The 17972-nt window shown below is 71.6% G+C and carries 11 protein-coding genes; 5 read left to right on the top strand and 6 right to left on the bottom strand.

The window, feature by feature from the left end; genetic code table 11:
- Window positions 1–5: 5 nt before the first annotated feature.
- The gene (locus J7E91_RS22905; protein ID WP_214907801.1) at window positions 6–2948 is read left to right on the top strand and encodes an FAD-binding and (Fe-S)-binding domain-containing protein; all 2943 of its coding nucleotides are present in this window, start codon (window positions 6–8) and stop codon (window positions 2946–2948) included.
- A 43-nt stretch (window positions 2949–2991) separates the two neighbouring features.
- On the opposite strand, the gene J7E91_RS22900 is transcribed toward J7E91_RS22905, so the two are convergent.
- The gene (locus tag J7E91_RS22900; RefSeq protein ID WP_214907799.1) at window positions 2992–4623 is read right to left on the bottom strand and encodes a peptide-N4-asparagine amidase; all 1632 of its coding nucleotides are present in this window, start codon (window positions 4621–4623) and stop codon (window positions 2992–2994) included.
- 157 nt (window positions 4624–4780) lie between these two features.
- On the opposite strand from J7E91_RS22900, the gene J7E91_RS22895 reads away from it, so the two are divergent.
- Together J7E91_RS22895 and J7E91_RS22890 are read left to right on the top strand one after the other, a co-directional pair.
- Window positions 4781–6634, top strand: coding sequence for an ABC transporter ATP-binding protein (locus J7E91_RS22895; protein ID WP_214907797.1), 1854 nt, complete (start codon window positions 4781–4783; stop codon window positions 6632–6634).
- The gene (locus J7E91_RS22890) at window positions 6631–8412 is read left to right on the top strand and encodes an ABC transporter ATP-binding protein (RefSeq protein ID WP_214907795.1); all 1782 of its coding nucleotides are present in this window, start codon (window positions 6631–6633) and stop codon (window positions 8410–8412) included. The genes J7E91_RS22895 and J7E91_RS22890 overlap by 4 nt, the downstream gene beginning before the upstream one ends.
- 332 nt (window positions 8413–8744) lie before the next feature.
- Here the strand turns inward: J7E91_RS22890 and J7E91_RS22885 are convergent, their stop codons facing one another.
- From J7E91_RS22885 to J7E91_RS22865, 5 genes are all read right to left on the bottom strand, one after another.
- Entirely contained in the window at window positions 8745–10253 is a 1509-nt protein-coding gene (locus J7E91_RS22885) for a SulP family inorganic anion transporter (RefSeq protein WP_214907794.1), read from the bottom strand.
- A gap of 8 nt (window positions 10254–10261) precedes the next feature.
- Entirely contained in the window at window positions 10262–10870 is a 609-nt protein-coding gene (locus tag J7E91_RS22880; RefSeq protein WP_214907792.1) for a carbonic anhydrase, read from the bottom strand.
- 115 nt (window positions 10871–10985) lie between these two features.
- Window positions 10986–11375 carry a hypothetical protein gene (locus J7E91_RS22875; protein ID WP_214907790.1) on the bottom strand — a complete coding sequence of 130 codons (390 nt, stop codon included), beginning with the start codon at window positions 11373–11375 and terminating at the stop codon, window positions 10986–10988.
- Between the two features lie 190 nt (window positions 11376–11565).
- Window positions 11566–13518, bottom strand: a complete 1953-nt coding sequence (locus tag J7E91_RS22870) for an NAD(P)/FAD-dependent oxidoreductase (RefSeq protein WP_214907788.1) — start codon at window positions 13516–13518, stop codon at window positions 11566–11568.
- A 68-nt stretch (window positions 13519–13586) separates the two neighbouring features.
- Entirely contained in the window at window positions 13587–14378 is a 792-nt protein-coding gene (locus tag J7E91_RS22865) for a metal-dependent hydrolase (protein WP_214907786.1), read from the bottom strand.
- Between the two features lie 123 nt (window positions 14379–14501).
- Here J7E91_RS22865 and J7E91_RS22860 point away from each other — a divergent pair, with 123 nt between their 5' ends.
- Both J7E91_RS22860 and J7E91_RS22855 read left to right on the top strand, forming a co-directional pair.
- Entirely contained in the window at window positions 14502–17015 is a 2514-nt protein-coding gene (locus J7E91_RS22860) for an RNA helicase (RefSeq protein WP_214907784.1), read from the top strand.
- Window positions 17016–17063: 48 nt separating this feature from the next.
- Window positions 17064–17942, top strand: a complete 879-nt coding sequence (locus J7E91_RS22855; protein WP_214907782.1) for an acyl-CoA thioesterase II — start codon at window positions 17064–17066, stop codon at window positions 17940–17942.
- Window positions 17943–17972: the final 30 nt, after the last annotated feature.

Below are 17972 nucleotides of genomic sequence, written 5' to 3'. Positions count from 1 at the left end.
CCTGAATGCCGCTGCTGGAGCCCGACCCCGGATCCCTGCGCCCCGCCACCCCGCACGGTCCCGCACCGGACCGGGTGCCGGACGCCCTGGCCGGCGGCACACCCGAGCCGCTGCGCGGCGAGCTGACCGCGCTCCTCGGTGCGGACAAGGTGCTGTGGAAGGTCTCCGACCTCGTGCGGTACGCGTCCGACGCCAGCCCGTACCGCTTCGTCCCCCGGGTCGTCGTGATCGCCGAGAACCTCGACGACATCTCGGCGGTGCTCTCGTACGCCCACCGCAGGGGCCGCGAGGTCGTCTTCCGCGCGGCGGGCACGTCGCTCAACGGCCAGGCCCAGGGCGAGGACATCCTCGTCGACGTGCGCCGCCACTGGGCGGGCATCGAGGTCCTGGACGACGGCGCCCGCGCGCGTATCCGTCCGGGTACGACGGTCGTACGGGCCAACGCCTCCCTCGCGCGCCACGGCCGCGTCCTCGGCCCCGACCCGGCGAGCGCCCTCGCCTGCACGATCGGCGGTGTCGTCGCGAACAACGCGTCCGGCATGACGGCGGGCACCGCCCGCAACTCCTACCGCACGGTCGCCTCCCTCACCTTCGTACTGCCGGCCGGCACGGTCGTCGACACGGCGGACCCGGCGGCCGACGAGAAACTGGCGGACGCGGAACCCGGCTTGTGCGCGGCGCTCATGGCGATCAAGGCGGAGATCGAGGCGGACGCGGAGCTGACCGCCCGTATCCGCGCCAAGTACGAGATCAAGAACACCAACGGCTACCGGCTCGACGCCTTCCTCGACGGTGCGACTCCCGTGCAGATCCTGCGCGGCCTGATGGTGGGCTCCCAGGGCACCTTCGGCTTTATCTCCGAGGTGGTCTTCGACACGCTGCCGCTGGACCGCAGGCTGTCGGCCGCGCTGCTCTTCTTCCCCACGCTCTCCGCGGCGGCCGCGGCCGTCCCGCGCTTCAGCGACGCGGGGGCGGCCGCCGTCGAGCTGATGGACGGCAATACGCTGCGCGCCTCGGTGAGCGTCGGGGGCGTACCGGCGGACTGGGCGCGGCTGCCCAAGGAGACGACGGCGCTGCTGGTGGAGTTCCGGGCGCCCGACGAGGCGGCTCTGGGGGCGTACGAACGGGCGGCGGCCGAGGTGCTGAGCCGGCTCGAACCGGCCGTCCCGGTCGCCCCGGTCGCCTCGGTGACGAATGCGTTCACCCGTGACGCGCGGACGATCGCCGGGTTCTGGAAGGCCCGCAAGGCGTTCGTCACGGCGGTGGGCGGCGCCCGCCCCGCCGGTACGACCCTGATCACCGAGGACTTCGCCGTACCGCCGTCGCGGCTCGCCGAGGCCTGCGAGGCCCTGCTGCGGCTCCAGGGCCGGCACGGTTTCGACGCGGCCGTGGCGGGCCACGCCGCGCACGGCAACCTCCACTTCCTGCTGGCTTTCAACGCCGCCGATCCGGCGGACGTCGCGCGCTACGCCGCCTTCATGGACGACTTCTGCCGGCTGACCGTCGAGCACTTCGACGGCTCGCTCAAGGCCGAGCACGCCACCGGCCGCAACCTCGCGCCCTTCCTGGAGCTGGAGTGGGGACCGAAGGCGACGGAGCTGATGTGGCGTACGAAGCAGGTGATCGACCCCGCCGGAGTCCTCGCGCCGCGCGTCGTCCTGGACCGCGACCCCCAGGCGCATCTGCGCGGCCTCAAAACCATCCCCAGGGTCGAGCTGATCGCTGACCCGTGCATCGAGTGCGGCTTCTGCGAACCGACATGCCCCAGCACCGACCTGACGACCACTCCACGCCAGCGCATCGTGCTGCGCAGGGAGATGATGCGCCAGGCCGCCGGTTCGCCGGTCCAGGACGGTCTGCTCGACGCGTACGGCTACGACGCGGTGGACACGTGCGCCGGGGACTCGACGTGCAGGCTGGCGTGCCCCGTCGGTATCGACACCGGCGCGCTGATGAAGGACTTCAGGCACCGCCGGCATTCACCGTGCGAGGAACGGATCGCGGCGCTGGCCGCCGAACAGTTCAAGGCGGTCGAGACCGCCGCGCGCCTCGCGGTGGCCGCCGCGGACCGGATCGACGACCGGCTCCTCCAGGCGGCAACGAGTCTCGCGCGCAAGGCCGTACGTCCTGACCTGGTGCCGCGGTGGCTGCCGCAGATCCCGGGCGCCGCCGCCCGCCGCCTGCCCCGCACCTCACGCACGGGCGCACACGCCGTCTACTACCCGGCCTGTGTGAACCGCGTCTTCGGTGAGCCGGAGCGCTACTGGGGCCCCTCACTCCCGCAGGCTGTCGTCGCCGTGTCGGAGCGCGCCGGAAAGCCGGTGTGGATCCCCGGTGATGTCGCTGGCACCTGCTGCGCGACCATCTGGCACTCGAAGGGTTACGAGGCCGGCAACACCGTCATGGCGAACCGCATCGTCGAGGCCGCCTGGGGGTGGACGGCGGGCGGCACGCTGCCACTGGTCGTCGACGCGTCCTCCTGCACACTGGGCCTCGCGCACGAGGTGGTGCCGTATCTCACCGACGCCAACCGGGAGCTGCACGCGGAGCTGACCGTCGTCGACTCGGTCGCCTGGGCCGCCGACGAGCTGCTCCCCCGCCTGTCGGTGCTGCGCCGGGCCGACTCCGCCGTCCTCCATCCGACGTGTTCCATGCGCCACTTGGGCGACGAGGAGCGGTTTCGTACCGTCGCCCAGGCGTGCGCCGAGGAAGTCGTCGTGCCGGACGATGTCCGCTGCTGCGCGTTCGCCGGGGACCGCGGGATGCTGCACCCGGAGCTGACGGAGTCGGCTACGGCGCGGGAGGGCGCGGAGGTCCGGGCGCGCGAGTACGACGTGTATCTCTGCGCGAACCGGATGTGCGAGGTGGGGATGGAGCGCGCGACGGGGCGCGGATACCGGTCCGTGCTGCTGGAGCTGGAGCGCGTGACCCGGCCTTGCTCCAAGTGATCGTCACGGTGATCACCACGGTCCCGCCGCGCAGGCGCCCGGATCAGCAGCGCAGCCGGTCCTCCGTCACGGTTCCCTGCGCCGTCTTCAGGCTCCGGTCGTAGCAGCCCGCCGTCCCGTGCAGCCGGTAGCGCTCGCTCGACGTGCCCACGGCGTGCCGCTGGTCGCGCGGGACGTTCGCGGTGTACGTCGCGTCGCCCTCGTACGCGTCGTCCAGCCGCGACCAGGACACCCGCTTGCCGCCCCGCTCCGTGGCCGTGTCGGCCCGGTCGCCGAGCGCGAGCACGGTACGCAGCCGGTCACCGGCGCCCAGCGTCGTCGTGCCGTCCATCGTGTACGTGCGGTGGGCGCGCACGGCGGTGGCCGGGCCGCGGCCGTCGGTGGTGACGGTCTCGTGGTCCGTCCAGGTGCCCTTGAGCGCGTCATCATTCTCGCCGTCGGTCCAGCGGTGGACGGAGGTGTTGGCGAGGGTGCGGTCGACGGTGGTGACGACGCGGCCGTGCGAGGTGTTCACATGACCGGAGACGGTGAGCCGGTGGCCGCCCCTGGTGTCGACGCGGTGCTGCGAACCTGCTGTGTACGCCGAGGAGTTGGCCGGTGCGCCGTTGTCGTGCCGGGTGAGCGCGCCCGTGACGACCTCGCTGCCCTCGTCCTGCCACACCAGCACATTGACCGGGGTGCTCCAGCCGGTCTGCCCCTCGGGAACACCCACCACCGAGACCTCCACGCGGTGCGGGCGGCCGTCGTTGAGCCTGCCCGCGAACGGCGTCAGGTCGTACTGGACGGGCTTGATGTCGAAGGCGCGCGGGCCGGGGATCACGTACCAGAGGAAGGGGTTGGACCAGCCGCCCGTCCAGACCGTCGGGAACGGCGCGGCGATGCCCGCGAGCTGCCCGTCGACCTTGATCTGCACCTCGCGGTAGGGCCCGTCGGGCGTCTTGCAGGAGTACGGCGCCTCCTCGGGGACGGACAGGTACCAGTACTCCTCGCAGCCGCCGCCCGAGCCCGTCGCGTACACCTCGGCGAGGATGCGCTCGGAGTTGCGCGGGGTGGTGAGCGACTGCCCGTCGAGGGTGAGGACGCGGTCCGGGGTGGCGGCCGGCTTGGTGCGGCCTTCGGCGGCGTAGAAGGTCAGGGTCGCCTTGACGTCGATGACGCCGGTGTACGTCTCGTTGACGACGTTGCCGATGAGCATCTCGACGGGCTGCTCGCGGCGCAGGGTGTCGCTGTAGCGCGTGACGTCCTTCTCCACGGACCAGGTGATGCCTTCGGGCGAGGGCTGCGGGGTGGAGGTGCGCAGTACTTCGACGCCGCCGATATGCAGGTAGCCGAGCCGGTCGTACTGGCGCCCCGCGACCTTGCCTTCGAGGCGGAGGACGACCTTGCTCCACCGGTCGCCGCACCCCTTCGGGGGAGCGTATCCGCCCTTGTACGGCGTGAAGTCACGGAACTCGGCCTGCGCGACCGTCACTTGGCAGGACCGGGTGCCGGGGGTGGTGACGGGCGGCGCGGCGGTGACGGGATCGTGCCAGTCGCTGCCGAACTCGACGGGCGGGCCGACGGGGCCTGTCGTCGCGTCCGGCACGGTCGCCGCGGCGGCCTGCCCCGCTCCGAACACCGATCCGGCGGCCAGGGCAAGACTCGCGAGCATGCACATGACTTTTGGTCGTCTCATGCGTCAGGAGTGAAGCGCGGGACGGCCGGGAGCGCCAGAGCGAGATGTTGGATCTTGGCGTGTTCTGTGTCCCCACGCTCATAAATCGATTGCCACTTCTGGTGGAAAAACGCGAACCTTGCACGGTTTCAGCCAGTACACCGAACCGTGGGACGTCATGCAGATTCGCGATCTTCCGTATCCCGATCCGGGCGTCCCCGACGTCAGGTCCGGGCCCCGATTCCTCTACTGGCTCGGGCGGAACCAGCTCGGCGGGCAGCTCAAGTCGCTCTCCTGGGGGCTCCTGCACCAGTGCGGCGTCGCAGCCCTGCCGCTGGGCGTGGGGCTCGCCGTCCAGGCAGTGGTCGACAGATCCGGCAGCCGGCTGGCGCTCGCCGCCGGGCTGATCGCCCTGCTGGGTGTGACCATCGCCCTCGGCGACACCATGCTGCACCGGACCGCCGTCACCAACTGGATCACCGCCGCCGCGCGCGTGCAGCAGCTGCTGGCCCGCAGGACGGCGGAGCTGGGCTCGGCGCTGACCCGCAGGGTCGCGGCGGGTGAAGTCGTCGCGGTCTCCACCGGCGACGTCGAGAAGATCGGCTGGTTCGTCGAGGCGCTCTCGCGCTTCGTCGCCGCCGCTCTGACGCTCGTCGTCGTGTGCGTGGGGCTGCTGGTCTACCAGCCCGCACTCGGCATCGTCGTGGCCATCGGCGTGCCCGTACTGGCCCTGGCCGTACTGCCGTTGCTTCCGAAGGCGACCCGGCGGGCCGACGCCCAGCGCGAGATGGCGGGCAAGGCGACCGAGCTGGCGTCCGACACCGTCGCGGGTCTGCGCGTACTGCGCGGCATCGGCGGCGAGGACCTGTTCCTCGGCCGCTACCGCAACGCCTCGCAGGAGGTACGCAAGGCGGCCGTGCGCAGCGCCCGCATGTGGGCGCTCATCTCGGCGGTCCAGGTGCTGCTGCCGGGCCTGCTGCTGATCACGGTCGTGCTGTACGGCGCGAAGCTCGCCCTCGACGGACGGGTCACCGTCGGCGAACTGGTCACCGTCTACAGCGCGGTGACGCTCCTGCTGTATCCGCTGCGGCACTTCGAGGAGATCGCCATGGCGTACTCCTTCTCGCGGCCCTCGGCCAAGCGGGCCGCGCGCGTGCTGTCGCTGGAGCGCACGGCGAAGGCGCGAGGCGCCGAAGCACCGGTTCCCGCCACCGAACAGACCCCGTCCGGTGACCTGTACGACCCGGCCACCGGACTGCTGGCACCCGAGGGCCGGTTCACCGCCGTGGTGTGCGGCGACCCGGACTTGGCGGGCCGGCTGGCGGAACACCTCGGCGGCCACGCCACCTCGGACACCGCCGCCGGTACCGGAACCGGCGAGACACCGCCTTCGGCGCTGCTCGGCGGAGTGGCGCTCGACGACCTGCCGCTGATCACCGCGCGGGGCGCCGTCCTGGTCCAGGACAAGGACCCGGTGCTGCTGTCCGGCACTCTCGCCGAGCTGCTCGACGTACCGGCGTCGGGGAACGTGGCGGCGGCGGACGCGCTGGACGCGGCGCAGTGCGGCGACGTACTGGCGGCGCTCGCGCAGGCGTCGGCGGACAGCACGGACGACCCGATGCGCACCCGGATCACGGAGCGCGGGCGTTCGCTCTCCGGCGGCCAGCGTCAACGCCTGGCGCTGGCGCGCTCGCTGGTGACCGACCCGCAGGTGCTCGTCCTGGACGAGCCGACCTCGGCCGTCGACTCGCACACCGAGGCGCGGGTCGCGGCGGGCGTGAAGCGGCTGCGTACGGGACGTACGACCGTCGTCTTCGCCTCGTCGCCGCTGGTGCTCGACCAGGCCGACCGGGTGGTGCTCGTCCACGAGGGCGAGGTCGCGGCGGTCGGCACGCACCGCGAACTGCTGCACACCGACCCGCGGTACCGCGCGGTCGTCACCCGCGAGACAGACGACGAAAGCGCCGCGAAGGCCGCGATCGGGCGGCCTATGGAACACGGCGTACTGGAAGAAATCGAGGAATCGGCATGATCGGCGTGGCACCACCGGCGTACGACCCGGCGGCACCGGAGTCGGCGACGACCCTGCCCGTCGGCAGTCCCGCGACCGTACGGACCTACGTGCGCGAGCTGATGCGGCGGCACCGCAGGGCGTTCGTCGTGCTCGTGTCGTTCAACGCGGTCGCCGTCATCGCCTCGATGGCGGGCCCCTACCTGCTGGGCTCGCTCGTCGAGAACCTGGCGGACGGGGCGCGCGAACTCCACCTTGAACGCACGGCGGCGATTTTCGCACTCGCCCTGCTCGTGCAGACGCTGTTCACCGGCCGGATGCGGCTGCGGGCCGCGATGCTCGGCGAGGAGATGCTGGCCGACCTGCGCGAGGACTTCCTCGTACGGTCGGTCGGCCTGCCGCCGGGGGTACTGGAGCGGGCGGGCACCGGCGATCTGCTGTCGCGCATCACCACCGACATCGACCGGCTGACGAACGCGATGCGCGAGGCCGTGCCGCAGCTCGCCATCGGCGTGGTGTGGGCGGGGCTGCTGATCGGCGGCCTGACCGTGACCGCGCCGCCGCTGGCGCTGGCCGTGCTGGTGGCCGTTCCGGTGCTGGTCGTCGGGTGCCGCTGGTACTTCAAGCGGGCGCCGTCGGCGTACCGCTCGGAGGCGGCGGGATACGCGGCGGTCGCCGCGATGCTCGCCGAGACGGTGGACGCCGGGCGGACCATCGAGGCGCACCGCCTCGGCGCGCGCCGGGTGGCCCTGTCGGAGCGGCGGGTCAGGGAGTGGACGGCCTGGGAGCGGTACACGCTGTGGCTGCGGTCGGTGCTGTTCCCCGTCATCAGCACCACGCACATGACGATCCTGTGTTCGGTCGTGCTGATCGGCGGCGTCTTCGTCCTTGAGGGCTGGATCGACGTCGGCCAGCTCACGACGGGCGCCCTGCTCGCGCAGATGCTGGTCGATCCGGTCAACCTCATCCTGCGCTGGTACGACGAACTCCAGGTCGCGCAGGTGTCGCTGGCCCGGCTCGTCGGCGTACGGGAGATCGAGCCGGACGCCGGTGACGGGCTCGTCGCCCCCGACGGGCGTGCGGTGCGGGCCGACGCGGTGCACTTCGGGTACCGCGCGGACGTCGACGTACTGCACAAGGTGACGCTGGACGTGGCGCCGGGAACGCGGATGGCCCTGGTCGGCCCTTCGGGCGCCGGGAAGTCCACCCTCGGCCGGCTGCTGGCCGGGATCTACGCACCGCGTACGGGTGAAGTGACGCTGGGCGGCGCCGAGTTGTCGCGGATGCCGGCCGAGCGGGTGCGCGAGCACGTGGCGTTGGTCAACCAGGAGCACCACGTCTTCGTGGGCACCCTGCGCGACAACCTGCTGCTGGCCCGCACCGGCGCGGACGACGCGGAGCTGTGGGCGGCGCTCGAAGCGGTCGACGCGGAGGGCTGGGCGCGGGCGCTGGACGACGCCCTCGACACCGAGGTCGGCTCGGGCGGCCACGCGCTCACCCCGGCGCAGGCGCAGCAGGTCGCGCTGGCCCATCTGGTACTCGCGGACCCGCACACGCTGGTGCTGGATGAGGCGACGTCGCTCCTGGACCCGCGCGCGGCCCGCCATCTGGAACGCTCGCTGGCCCGCGTCCTCGACGGCCGTACGGTCGTGGCCATCGCCCACCGGCTGCACACAGCGCACGACGCGGATGTGATCGCGGTGGTCGAGGAAGGCCGGATCAGCGAACTGGGCAGCCACGACGAACTCGTGGCGGCGGACGGCGCGTACGCGGCGCTCTGGCGCTCCTGGCACGGGTAGCGGGCCGCGGCGTGCGGCGCGGTCTTCGCGCGTACGCGCCGACCCCGCCCCGGTCACGTGAGGGGGCGGGGGGCGGGGACCCCGCGCGGCGCACTGGCTGCCCGCCCCCGGGCCCCAGCCCGGGGGCGGGCGGGGCGGCGAGTGGGCGGCGCGTCGCCCACAGCACCACCCCCTACGGGGCCCCTTTCCCCGGATGGGGCGGCGACCCCAGGCCGGTCACAGCCACGCGACCCGCGAGCCCGGCACGTTGCCGGCGGTCTCGCGGGTCGGTTGGTGGTGATCTGTGGCGGCTCTGGTGCCGGTACGCCGATGAGACGGCGGGCCGGGACCGGTCAGGCCGCGACGCGTACGGGTTTCAGCCCCGCTTCGTTGTGGCGGTCCGTCCAGGCCGTCAGGGCCGCGCCGCAGGCGTGGTCCACGTGGCGCAGGCCCGAGAGGTCGAGTTCGATCAGCCGGTCGCGGGGCAGCGCCTCCAGCTCGTCGAGGAGCTTCGGCAGCCGCAGGAACGTGGCGTTGCCGAGCACCCGGACACGCACCGGCCCCAGCTCGTCCTCGTTCTCGTCGGCGCCGGACACCTCGACGTGGACGTGGGACGTCTCCCATGCCGTCTTCGCGACCGCCAGCAGCAGGCCGATCAGTACCCCTTCGAACATGTTGGTCACGACGATCGAGAGCGCCGTGGCTCCCAGCACCACCGCTTCGCCCCGGTGTTCCCGCCACAGCGGCGCGAGTTCCTTCACCGGGATCAGCTTCCAGCCCGCGTGCACCAGCACACCGGCCAGTGCCGCCACCGGGATCACGCCGAGAGCCGCCGGAAACAGCGCGGCGAAGACGAGCAGCCACACACCGTGCAGCACGCGGGACGCCTTGGTGCGCGCCCCGGCCTGCAAGTTGGCGGAGCTGCGTACGATCACCGCTGTCATCGGCAGCGCGCCGAGCATCCCGCACACCGCGTTGCCCGCGCCCTGGGCGACGAGCTCCTTGTCGTAGTCGGTCCTCGGGCCGTCGTGCAGCCGGTCCACCGCTGCCGCGCTGAACAGGCTCTCGGCCGACGCGATGAGGGTGAAGGCGACCACGGTGCCCAGCAGGCCGATCTCGGCGAGTCCCGCGAAGTCGGAGAGGGCCGGCGGCTGTATGACGTCCAGCAGCCCCTTGACCTCCACGCGTGCGACCGGCGGGTCGAAGGCGACCGCCGCGGCGGTCGCCAGCGCGACCGCCGCGAGCGGGGCGGGCAGTACGCGCGCCGCGGCCGGAATCCTCGGCCACAGCACCAGCACCAGCACCGTGCCGACCCCGATGCCGAGCGCCGCCAGGGCAGGGCCCGACCCGAGGGTGTCGGCCGCGAGACCCGGGAGGCCGCCGATCTTCGCGAGGCCACCGGCCGGTGCGTCGGCGTCGACCAGCGCGTACAACTGCCCGGCTATGAGCACCAGTCCGATGCCCGCGAGCATGCCCTGCACCACCGCGATCGAGATGGCCCGGAACCAGCGGCCGAGCCGGAAGGCGCCCATGAGGAGTTGCAGCACCCCGGCGGCCAGCACGATCACGCCGAGTGCGCCGATGCCGTACTCCTGCACGGCCTCGTACACGAGCACGGTCATTCCGGCAGCCGGTCCGCTGACCTGGAGGCTGCTGCCGGGCAGCAGCCCGGTGACGAGCCCGCCCACGATCCCGGTGACGAGGCCGAGTTCGGCGGGGACGCCGGAGGCGACGGCCACACCCACGCACAGCGGCACCGCCACCAGGAAGACGACGAGCGAGGCGGTGAAGTCGGCCCGGAGGTCGCCCGGACCGCGCCGTCCTCGGAAGAGGTTCGCGACGGCCTTGGTGACGGGGTTCACGCCCGCGCTCACAGCGGGAGGAAGGCGTCGGCGGCGGGCTGGTGGGCCAGGACGAGTCCGGTGCCCACGGCGTAGTACCAGCCGTGCAGCCGCAGTTGTCCGGCGGCCAGGCGCTCCGCCACGCAGGGGTAGGCGCGCAGCCGCTCCAACTGCTCGCGAACGTGGCGCTGGACGGCCGCCGCCACCTCCGTGTCCGCGTCCTCGTGGAGTCCGTTCAGGTCGTCCGGCAGCTGGCTGTTCAGCCATCCGGCGACCGCCGGTACGGCCCGCAGGTCCTCGCCGCGTACCCGCGCGCCGACGGCCCCGCAGTGGGAGTGCCCGCACACCACGATGTCGGGGACCTGGAGCACGCTCACCGCGTACTCGATGGTCGCGGCCTCGCCGCTGGGCCGGTCCGCGCTGTAGCCGGGCACCGCGTTGCCCGCCGTGCGCAGCTCGAACAGCTCGCCGGGGCGTGCGCCGGTGATCAGGGAAGGGACGACGCGGGAGTCGGAGCAGGTGATGAAGAGCGCCTGCGGGGACTGACCGGCCGACAGCCGCCCGAACCAATCGCGCTGCTCGTCGTGCGCCGCTATGCGTTCGCCGAGGGAGCGGGCATGGTCGATGAAGGTCTGCATGGGGGGATCGCCTCCAGGAGCGATGGCAGTGCCGTGATGACGTATCGGTGCGTAATTACGGGAAAACCGGTCCGTACGGCTCAGTGCCTGCGGGACATCGGTCCGTACGGCCGCGTCAGCAGCGGAATACCCGGAGGGTGATGGCGAGGTCCCCGGATCTGGAAGGGGCGTGGCAGTACGGCGCGTTGTCGTCGACCGGAAGGGTGTGCCGCGGGAGCTCCGCGGGCGGGGAGGCCAGTGCGCAGGCCACGCGGACGGCCGCATGGGGGGCGTCCGTCTCCGGCCGCTGCCCACGGCGGACCTGGCCCGGATGGGCTTTGGTGTCGGCGTCGGCGGGCGAACAGGAACCCTGCCCCATCACCGGCGGCGCCGTCTCCGGCTCGGCGACGGCCGCGTGCCCCACGGCGGAGGCCACCGCGACGGCGTTGCCGGTCGCGACCGTGAGGGAGAGCAGGGCGAACACCGCCAACAGCAGCGCCTTGACGGCCGCGGTGATCCGCAACATGGTTCCCCTCCCCCCCTCGTGACGTGGTGTCGAGTGCTGACACCATTGTGTCCAGGAGAAGGCACCGAACAGCAACTCGGCACTTTACAGCGGCGTTAACTCTCCGCGAACGGGGTCACATCGCACCCTGGAGTGTGCCGCGGGGAGGCCGGCCGGAGCCGCGCCGGCCTCCCCGCGACACGTGACGCCGTCAGCGGCCGCCGTGAACCTCCAGCGCCACGCGGACCGCGGACTCCAGCGCCCCCTCGATCCAGGCGGGCTTGAGCGAGGTGTGGCAGCCGGCGAAGTGCAGCGGGCCTTCCACGGTACGCATGTCCGGGAAGATCTCGGTGTGCTGTCCCGGCAGGAGGACGGACGCCTCCCCGTAGGCGTACGGGTCGCGCTGCCAGCTCTGGGTGCGGCCGACGCCCGTGAAGAACACCTCAAGACGCTGCCCGTACACCTCCTGCATGCCGCGCAGCGCCAGCGCGTACCTGGCCTCGTCGTCGTAGGAGTCCCAGCGCCGGGCGTCGTCCGCCCAGCTGTACGAGGCGAGTACGACGCCTCCGTCGCTGCCCGGCACGGGGTGTGACGGGTTGAACATGAAGCGGTTCGGGTTGTCGGTCACGGATCCGCCGCCGATGACCTCCGCCGCCTCCGGCTGGTCACGGGAGACCCAGCAGTGCGCCGCGTAGTGCGTGCGCTGGTCCTCGGTGAGGTAGCCGGGCGGTACGGAGGCGTGGGCGCCGAGCAGCCGCCCGTCGTCCGGGACCCGCCCCTTGCGGTAGGCGTCGTACAGGCCGGGTTCCATGGCGTTCAGCTCGCGCTTCCAGTCCGCCTCGCTCATCTCCCACCAGCGGCGGCTGAATTCGAGCAGGACCTTGGTCGCGCTGTCGTAGTGCACCTCGCACACGGCCCGGCGCTTGCCGTACGAGAGCTGGGGCGAGACCTGCACGTGCCGCAGCCCGGAGAAGGGGACGGTGACGATGGCGGTGTCGCCGGAGAACCGCTCGCGCACGACTTTGCCGTCGCGCCCCTCGGAGACGGTGTGGAGCAGCACGCGCGGCCCCGGAGCGCCTTCCTCGCGGGTTTCGATGCGGGTGACGCGCCGGTCGAAGCGCACTTCGTCGCGTACGTCGTCGAGGAGGGCGTCCGCGAGTACCGCGGTGCCGCCGGTCAGTTCGTAGAACTGGGTGCCGGGGCTGATCAGGGAGGCGCCCATGAAGCTGTGCATGAAGGACAGCGGGAGCCGGGACGTCATGTTCTCCAGCGTGCCGATGAGGTCGATCGTGCGGGTGTCCAGCTTCGCGTGCTCGGTGAGGAAGCGGTACATCGACCAGTCGCCGAAGCGCTGGATGATCCGGGCCCAGCCTTCGACGCGCTCGGGCATCGGCTTGTTGACCCGGGTGCCGTCGGGCCGGCGGGTGCTGTACTCGTCGCGTACCGGGTCCAGGGCCTGCCGGACGATCTCCGACGCCGGGACGTCGAGGTATGTGCAGGGGACGCCGAAAGAGCGGTTGATCGCCCGCGGGTTCTTGGCGTAGTCGGCGCGGCGCGCTCTGATCCCGTTGACCCGGATCCAGGTGCGGTACACCGGCTTGCCGTCGGGGTCGGCGTCGATGTAGTGGAAGGGCCGCCGCTCGATGCCCAGGTGGTCGATCAGTCCGATGACCAGCGGGTGGCTGCCGGGGATGCGCATGGCGCCCGCCTCGGCGTACTGCTTCGGATCGGCGAACGGCTGCTTGGCGTTCTCGTGGCCGCCCGTACGGAACGTCTTGATGCGGCCGCCCGCGCGGTTTCCGTTGGCCTCGACGACCGTGACGCGGTGACCGGCTCGTTTGAGCAGTGAAGCGGCGACCATGCCGGCCGGTCCGGCGCCGATCACCAGCACCTTCCTGCGCGCGGCGCCGGACTTGGGCAGCCCGTCACCGAGAAGGATCTTCTCGTACTCCGGGACCAGGGGCCTGTTGTCCTCACCGACCACCAGCAGGGCGCGGGCGACGGCGAGGCACGTCTTCCAGTCGGCGGTGGAGCGGGGGGCCGTGGGTGCGGCGGGCGCGGCAGTGGCGGCGTCCGCCCCGGCGACGGTGGTGACGGCAGCGGCGGCGGCCACCGTCCCGGTGCGCACAGTGAACTGACGACGCGTCATATCCGAGAGTTCCATGATCTCAAGAAACTAGATCTTGGCACTCCCGGCAGCGGGTCCGGGAGAGTTCACCCGAACGGTAAGCGTCAGATGAAATTAAGCGCCGCCGCGCCGCCCACTCCCCCGAGCAGCATGAACGCCGGCATCAGCACCTTCAGCTCCACCCAGCTTCCCGCGCGGAACCGCAGCGCCTTCGGCGGCCCGATGGGGTACCAGCGCTTGCGGCCGAGTGGGATGGGCCACAGGATCGGGCAGCCGGACACCGTGAGCGCGTCACCGATGTCGTGCACCAGCGCGCCGAGCACGATCGGCAGGCCGAGCCACAGGTACTCCTGGCCGTCGCCGGTGAACAGCCAGTCGGCGCCGTTGCCCGGTTTGTCCAGTACGCCGGCCAGAATCCACGCACTCGTCGCGCCGAGCAGCCACACCAGGACGTCGCTGGACACGCGGGCGGCCCGCCACAGCAGACCTTCCACCGCCAGCACCAGGTGGACGAAGAGGATCGCGAGCACCGCCCAGCGGCCGCCGGTGATCGCCACGAGTGACGCGCCGCCGCCGATCATGACCGCCCACAGCCAGGTGTGGGTGAGGGTGCGGTGACCGCCGGACCTGCGCGGGTCGCCGGGCTTCTTGGTGGCCTTGTAGACGGCGTACGACAGCTTGTCGACGATCTCGCACATGCTCCGCGAGACGGGTCCGAAGGCGCGCGAGATGGTCGCGGACTTGTGGTCGAGGTCGGGTGCCAGGGCCGCCCCCGCGCAGATCAGGGCCCCGACGACGAGCACGGGCCAGGGCATCGGATGTCCGGCCGCGGCCGCCGCCGCCCCCACCCCCAGCCAGGCCGCTGCTCCTGACAGTGAGTGCGCCGGTCCCATCATGGTCGTTCCCCGCCCCGTTTGCTCTTGTGGTGTGCCCCAGTTGACAGGGCAGCGTATCGCTCGTGATCTTCGTACGGCCGACCGGTTCCCTGTTCAGGGGGGAAGCCAGGCAAGATGGGGGGCGTGACCCTTATCGATCAGATGCCCCCGACCGCCGACCCCGATGCCCTCTTCGAGGCTTTCACCTCATGGGCCGAGGGCCAGGGCATCAGTCTCTATCCCGCTCAGGAGGAGGCGCTGATCGAGGTGGTGTCCGGCGCGAATGTGATCTTGTCCACTCCCACCGGGTCCGGCAAGAGCCTCGTCGCGGCGGGTGCGCACTTCGCCGCCCTCGCGCAGGACAAGGTCACCTTCTACACCGCGCCGATCAAGGCCCTGGTCTCGGAGAAGTTCTTCGACCTGTGCAAGCTCTTCGGCACGGAGAACGTCGGCATGCTGACGGGCGACGCGTCCGTCAACGCCGACGCCCCGGTCATCGCCTGCACGGCGGAGGTGCTGGCGTCCATCGCGCTGCGCGACGGCAAGCACGCCGACATCGGCCAGGTCGTGATGGACGAGTTCCACTTCTACGCAGAGTCCGACCGCGGCTGGGCGTGGCAGATCCCCCTGCTGGAACTGCCCCAGGCGCAGTTCATCCTCATGTCGGCGACGCTCGGCGACGTCTCGATGTTCGAGAAGGACCTGACCCGGCGTACGGGCCGCCCCACCTCCGTCGTGCGCTCCGCGACCCGCCCGGTCCCCCTCTCGTACGAGTACCGCCTCACCCCCATCACCGAGACGCTGACCGAGCTCCTCGAAACCAAGCAGGCGCCGGTCTACATCGTGCACTTCACGCAGGCGGCGGCCGTCGAGCGGGCGCAGTCGCTGATGAGCATCAACATGTGCTCGCGCGAGGAGAAGGACCAGATCGCCGAGCTGATCGGCAACTTCCGCTTCACCACGAAGTTCGGCAAGAACCTCTCGCGGTTCGTGCGGCACGGCATCGGCGTGCACCACGCGGGCATGCTGCCCAAGTACCGCAGGCTCGTGGAAAAGCTCGCCCAGGCGGGCCTGCTGAAGGTCATCTGCGGTACGGACACCCTCGGCGTCGGCGTCAACGTCCCCATCCGCACGGTGCTGTTCACGGCTCTCACGAAGTACGACGGCACGCGGGTACGCACGCTCCGTGCCCGTGAGTTCCACCAGATCGCGGGCCGTGCCGGCCGCGCGGGCTTCGACACGGCGGGCCTGGTCGTCGCGCAGGCGCCCGAGCACGTCGTCGAGAACGAGAAGGCGCTCGCCAAGGCGGGCGACGACCCGAAGAAGCGCCGCAAGGTGGTACGCAAGAAGGCCCCCGAGGGCTTCGTCGCCTGGTCCGAGACGACCTTCGACAAGCTCATCACGTCCGACCCCGAGCCGCTGACCAGCCGGTTCCGCGTGACGCACACCATGCTGCTTTCGGTCATCGCCCGCCCCGGCAACCCCTTCGCCGCGATGCGTCACCTCCTGGAGGACAACCACGAGCCGCGCAAGGCGCAGCTGCGGCACATCCGCCGGGCCATCGCCATCTTCCGCTCGCTGCTCGACGGCGGCGTGGTGGAGATGCTGGAGACCCCGGAGGCCGACGGCCGTACCGTACGGCTGACCGTCGATCTCCAGCAGGACTTCGCGCTCAACCAGCCGCTGTCGACGTTCGCGCTGGCCGCGTACGAGCTGCTGGACCCGGAGTCCCCCTCGTACGCCCTGGACATGGTGTCCGTCGTCGAGTCGACGCTCGACGACCCGCGCCAGATCCTCGCCGCCCAGCAGAACAAGGCGCGCGGCGAGGCGGTCGGCCAGATGAAGGCGGACCGGGTCGAGTACGAGGAGCGGATGGAGCGGCTCCAGGAGATCACGTACCCGAAGCCGCTGGAGGAGCTGCTGTGGCACGGGTACAACGTGTACCGCAAGAGCCACCCGTGGGTCGGCGACCACCCGGTGTCCCCGAAGTCCGTGGTCCGTGACATGTACGAGCGGGCCATGACCTTCGCCGAGTTCACCTCGCACTACGAGCTCGCCCGCACCGAGGGCATCGTGCTGCGCTACCTGGCGGGCGCGTACAAGGCGCTTGAGCACACCATCCCGGACGACATCAAGTCCGAGGACCTGGAGGACCTGATCGCCTGGCTCGGTGAGCTGGTGCGCCAGGTCGACTCCAGCCTCCTCGACGAGTGGGAGCAGCTCGCCAACCCCGAGGTGGAGACGGCCGAGCAGGCGCAGGAGCGGGCCGACCAGGTCAAGCCGGTCACGGCGAACGCGCGGGCCTTCCGGGTGCTCGTACGCAACGCCATGTTCCGCCGCGTCGAGCTGGCCGCCCTGGACAACGTCCGGGAGCTGGGCGAGATGGACGGCGAGTCCGGCTGGGACGAGGACAGGTGGGGCGAGGCGATGGACGCGTACTGGGACGAGTACGACGACCTGGGCACGGGGCCGGACGCGCGCGGTCCCAAGCTGCTGATGATCGAGGAGGACGCCGAGCACGGCCTGTGGCGCGTCCGCCAGACCTTCGCCGACCCGAACGGCGACCATGACTGGGGTATCAGCGCGGAGGTCGACCTCGCCGCCTCCGACGAGGAGGGGCGGGCGGTCGTCCGCGTCACCTCGGTCGGCCAGCTGTAGAACCCCTGGCTGCGAAAACCCAGCCGCAGAACCAAGGAGAAACGTCCCGTGACGACGAACCCCGCTGACCGGCTCGTCGATCTGCTCGACCTGGAGCAGATCGAGGTCAACATCTTCCGGGGCCGCAGCCCCGAGGAGTCCCTGCAACGCGTCTTCGGCGGGCAGGTCGCCGGCCAGGCCCTGGTCGCGGCCGGCCGTACGACCGAGGGCGACCGGCCCGTGCACTCCCTGCACGCGTACTTCCTGCGGCCCGGCCGCCCCGGTGTGCCGATCGTCTACCAGGTGGAGCGGGTGCGGGACGGGCGTTCCTTCACCACCCGGCGGGTCACGGCCGTCCAGCAGGGCCGGACGATCTTCAATCTGACCGCCTCCTTCCACCAGCCGGAGGAGGCGGCCTTCGAGCACCAGCTGCCGCCGCGCCTGGACTTCCCGGACCCGGACACGCTGCCGACGGTGGTGGACGAGATCCGCGAGCACCTCGGGGAGCTGCCTGAGGCGCTGGAGCGGATGGCCCGCCGCCAGCCGTTCGACATCCGGTACGTCGACCGGCTTCGCTGGACCGCCGCGGAGATCAAGGAGGCGGACCCGCGCAGCGCGGTGTGGATGCGCGCGGTCGGCCCGCTGGGCGACGGCCAGCTCGTGCACACGTGCGCGCTGGCGTACGCGTCCGACATGACGCTGCTCGACGCGGTCCGTATCCCGGTCGAGCCGCTGTGGGGGCCGCGCAATTTCGACATCGCGTCGCTGGACCACGCGATGTGGTTCCACCGGCCGTTCCGGGCCGACGAGTGGTTCCTGTACGACCAGGAGTCCCCCATCGCGACGGGCGCGCGGGGGCTGGCGCGCGGCCGGATCTACGACCGTGCGGGCAACTTGCTGGTGTCGGTGGTGCAGGAGGGGTTGTTCCGTCCGCTGTCGGCCGCCTGAGTGACCTGCGCCGCCGGTAGGGTGCCGGTG

Origin of the sequence: Streptomyces sp. ISL-99 (genome assembly GCF_018614005.1) — a bacterium.
Taxonomy (GTDB): domain Bacteria; phylum Actinomycetota; class Actinomycetes; order Streptomycetales; family Streptomycetaceae; genus Streptomyces; species Streptomyces flavidovirens.
Note: the sequence above shows the minus strand (reverse complement) of the source record. Positions and strands in the feature narration are given on the sequence as shown.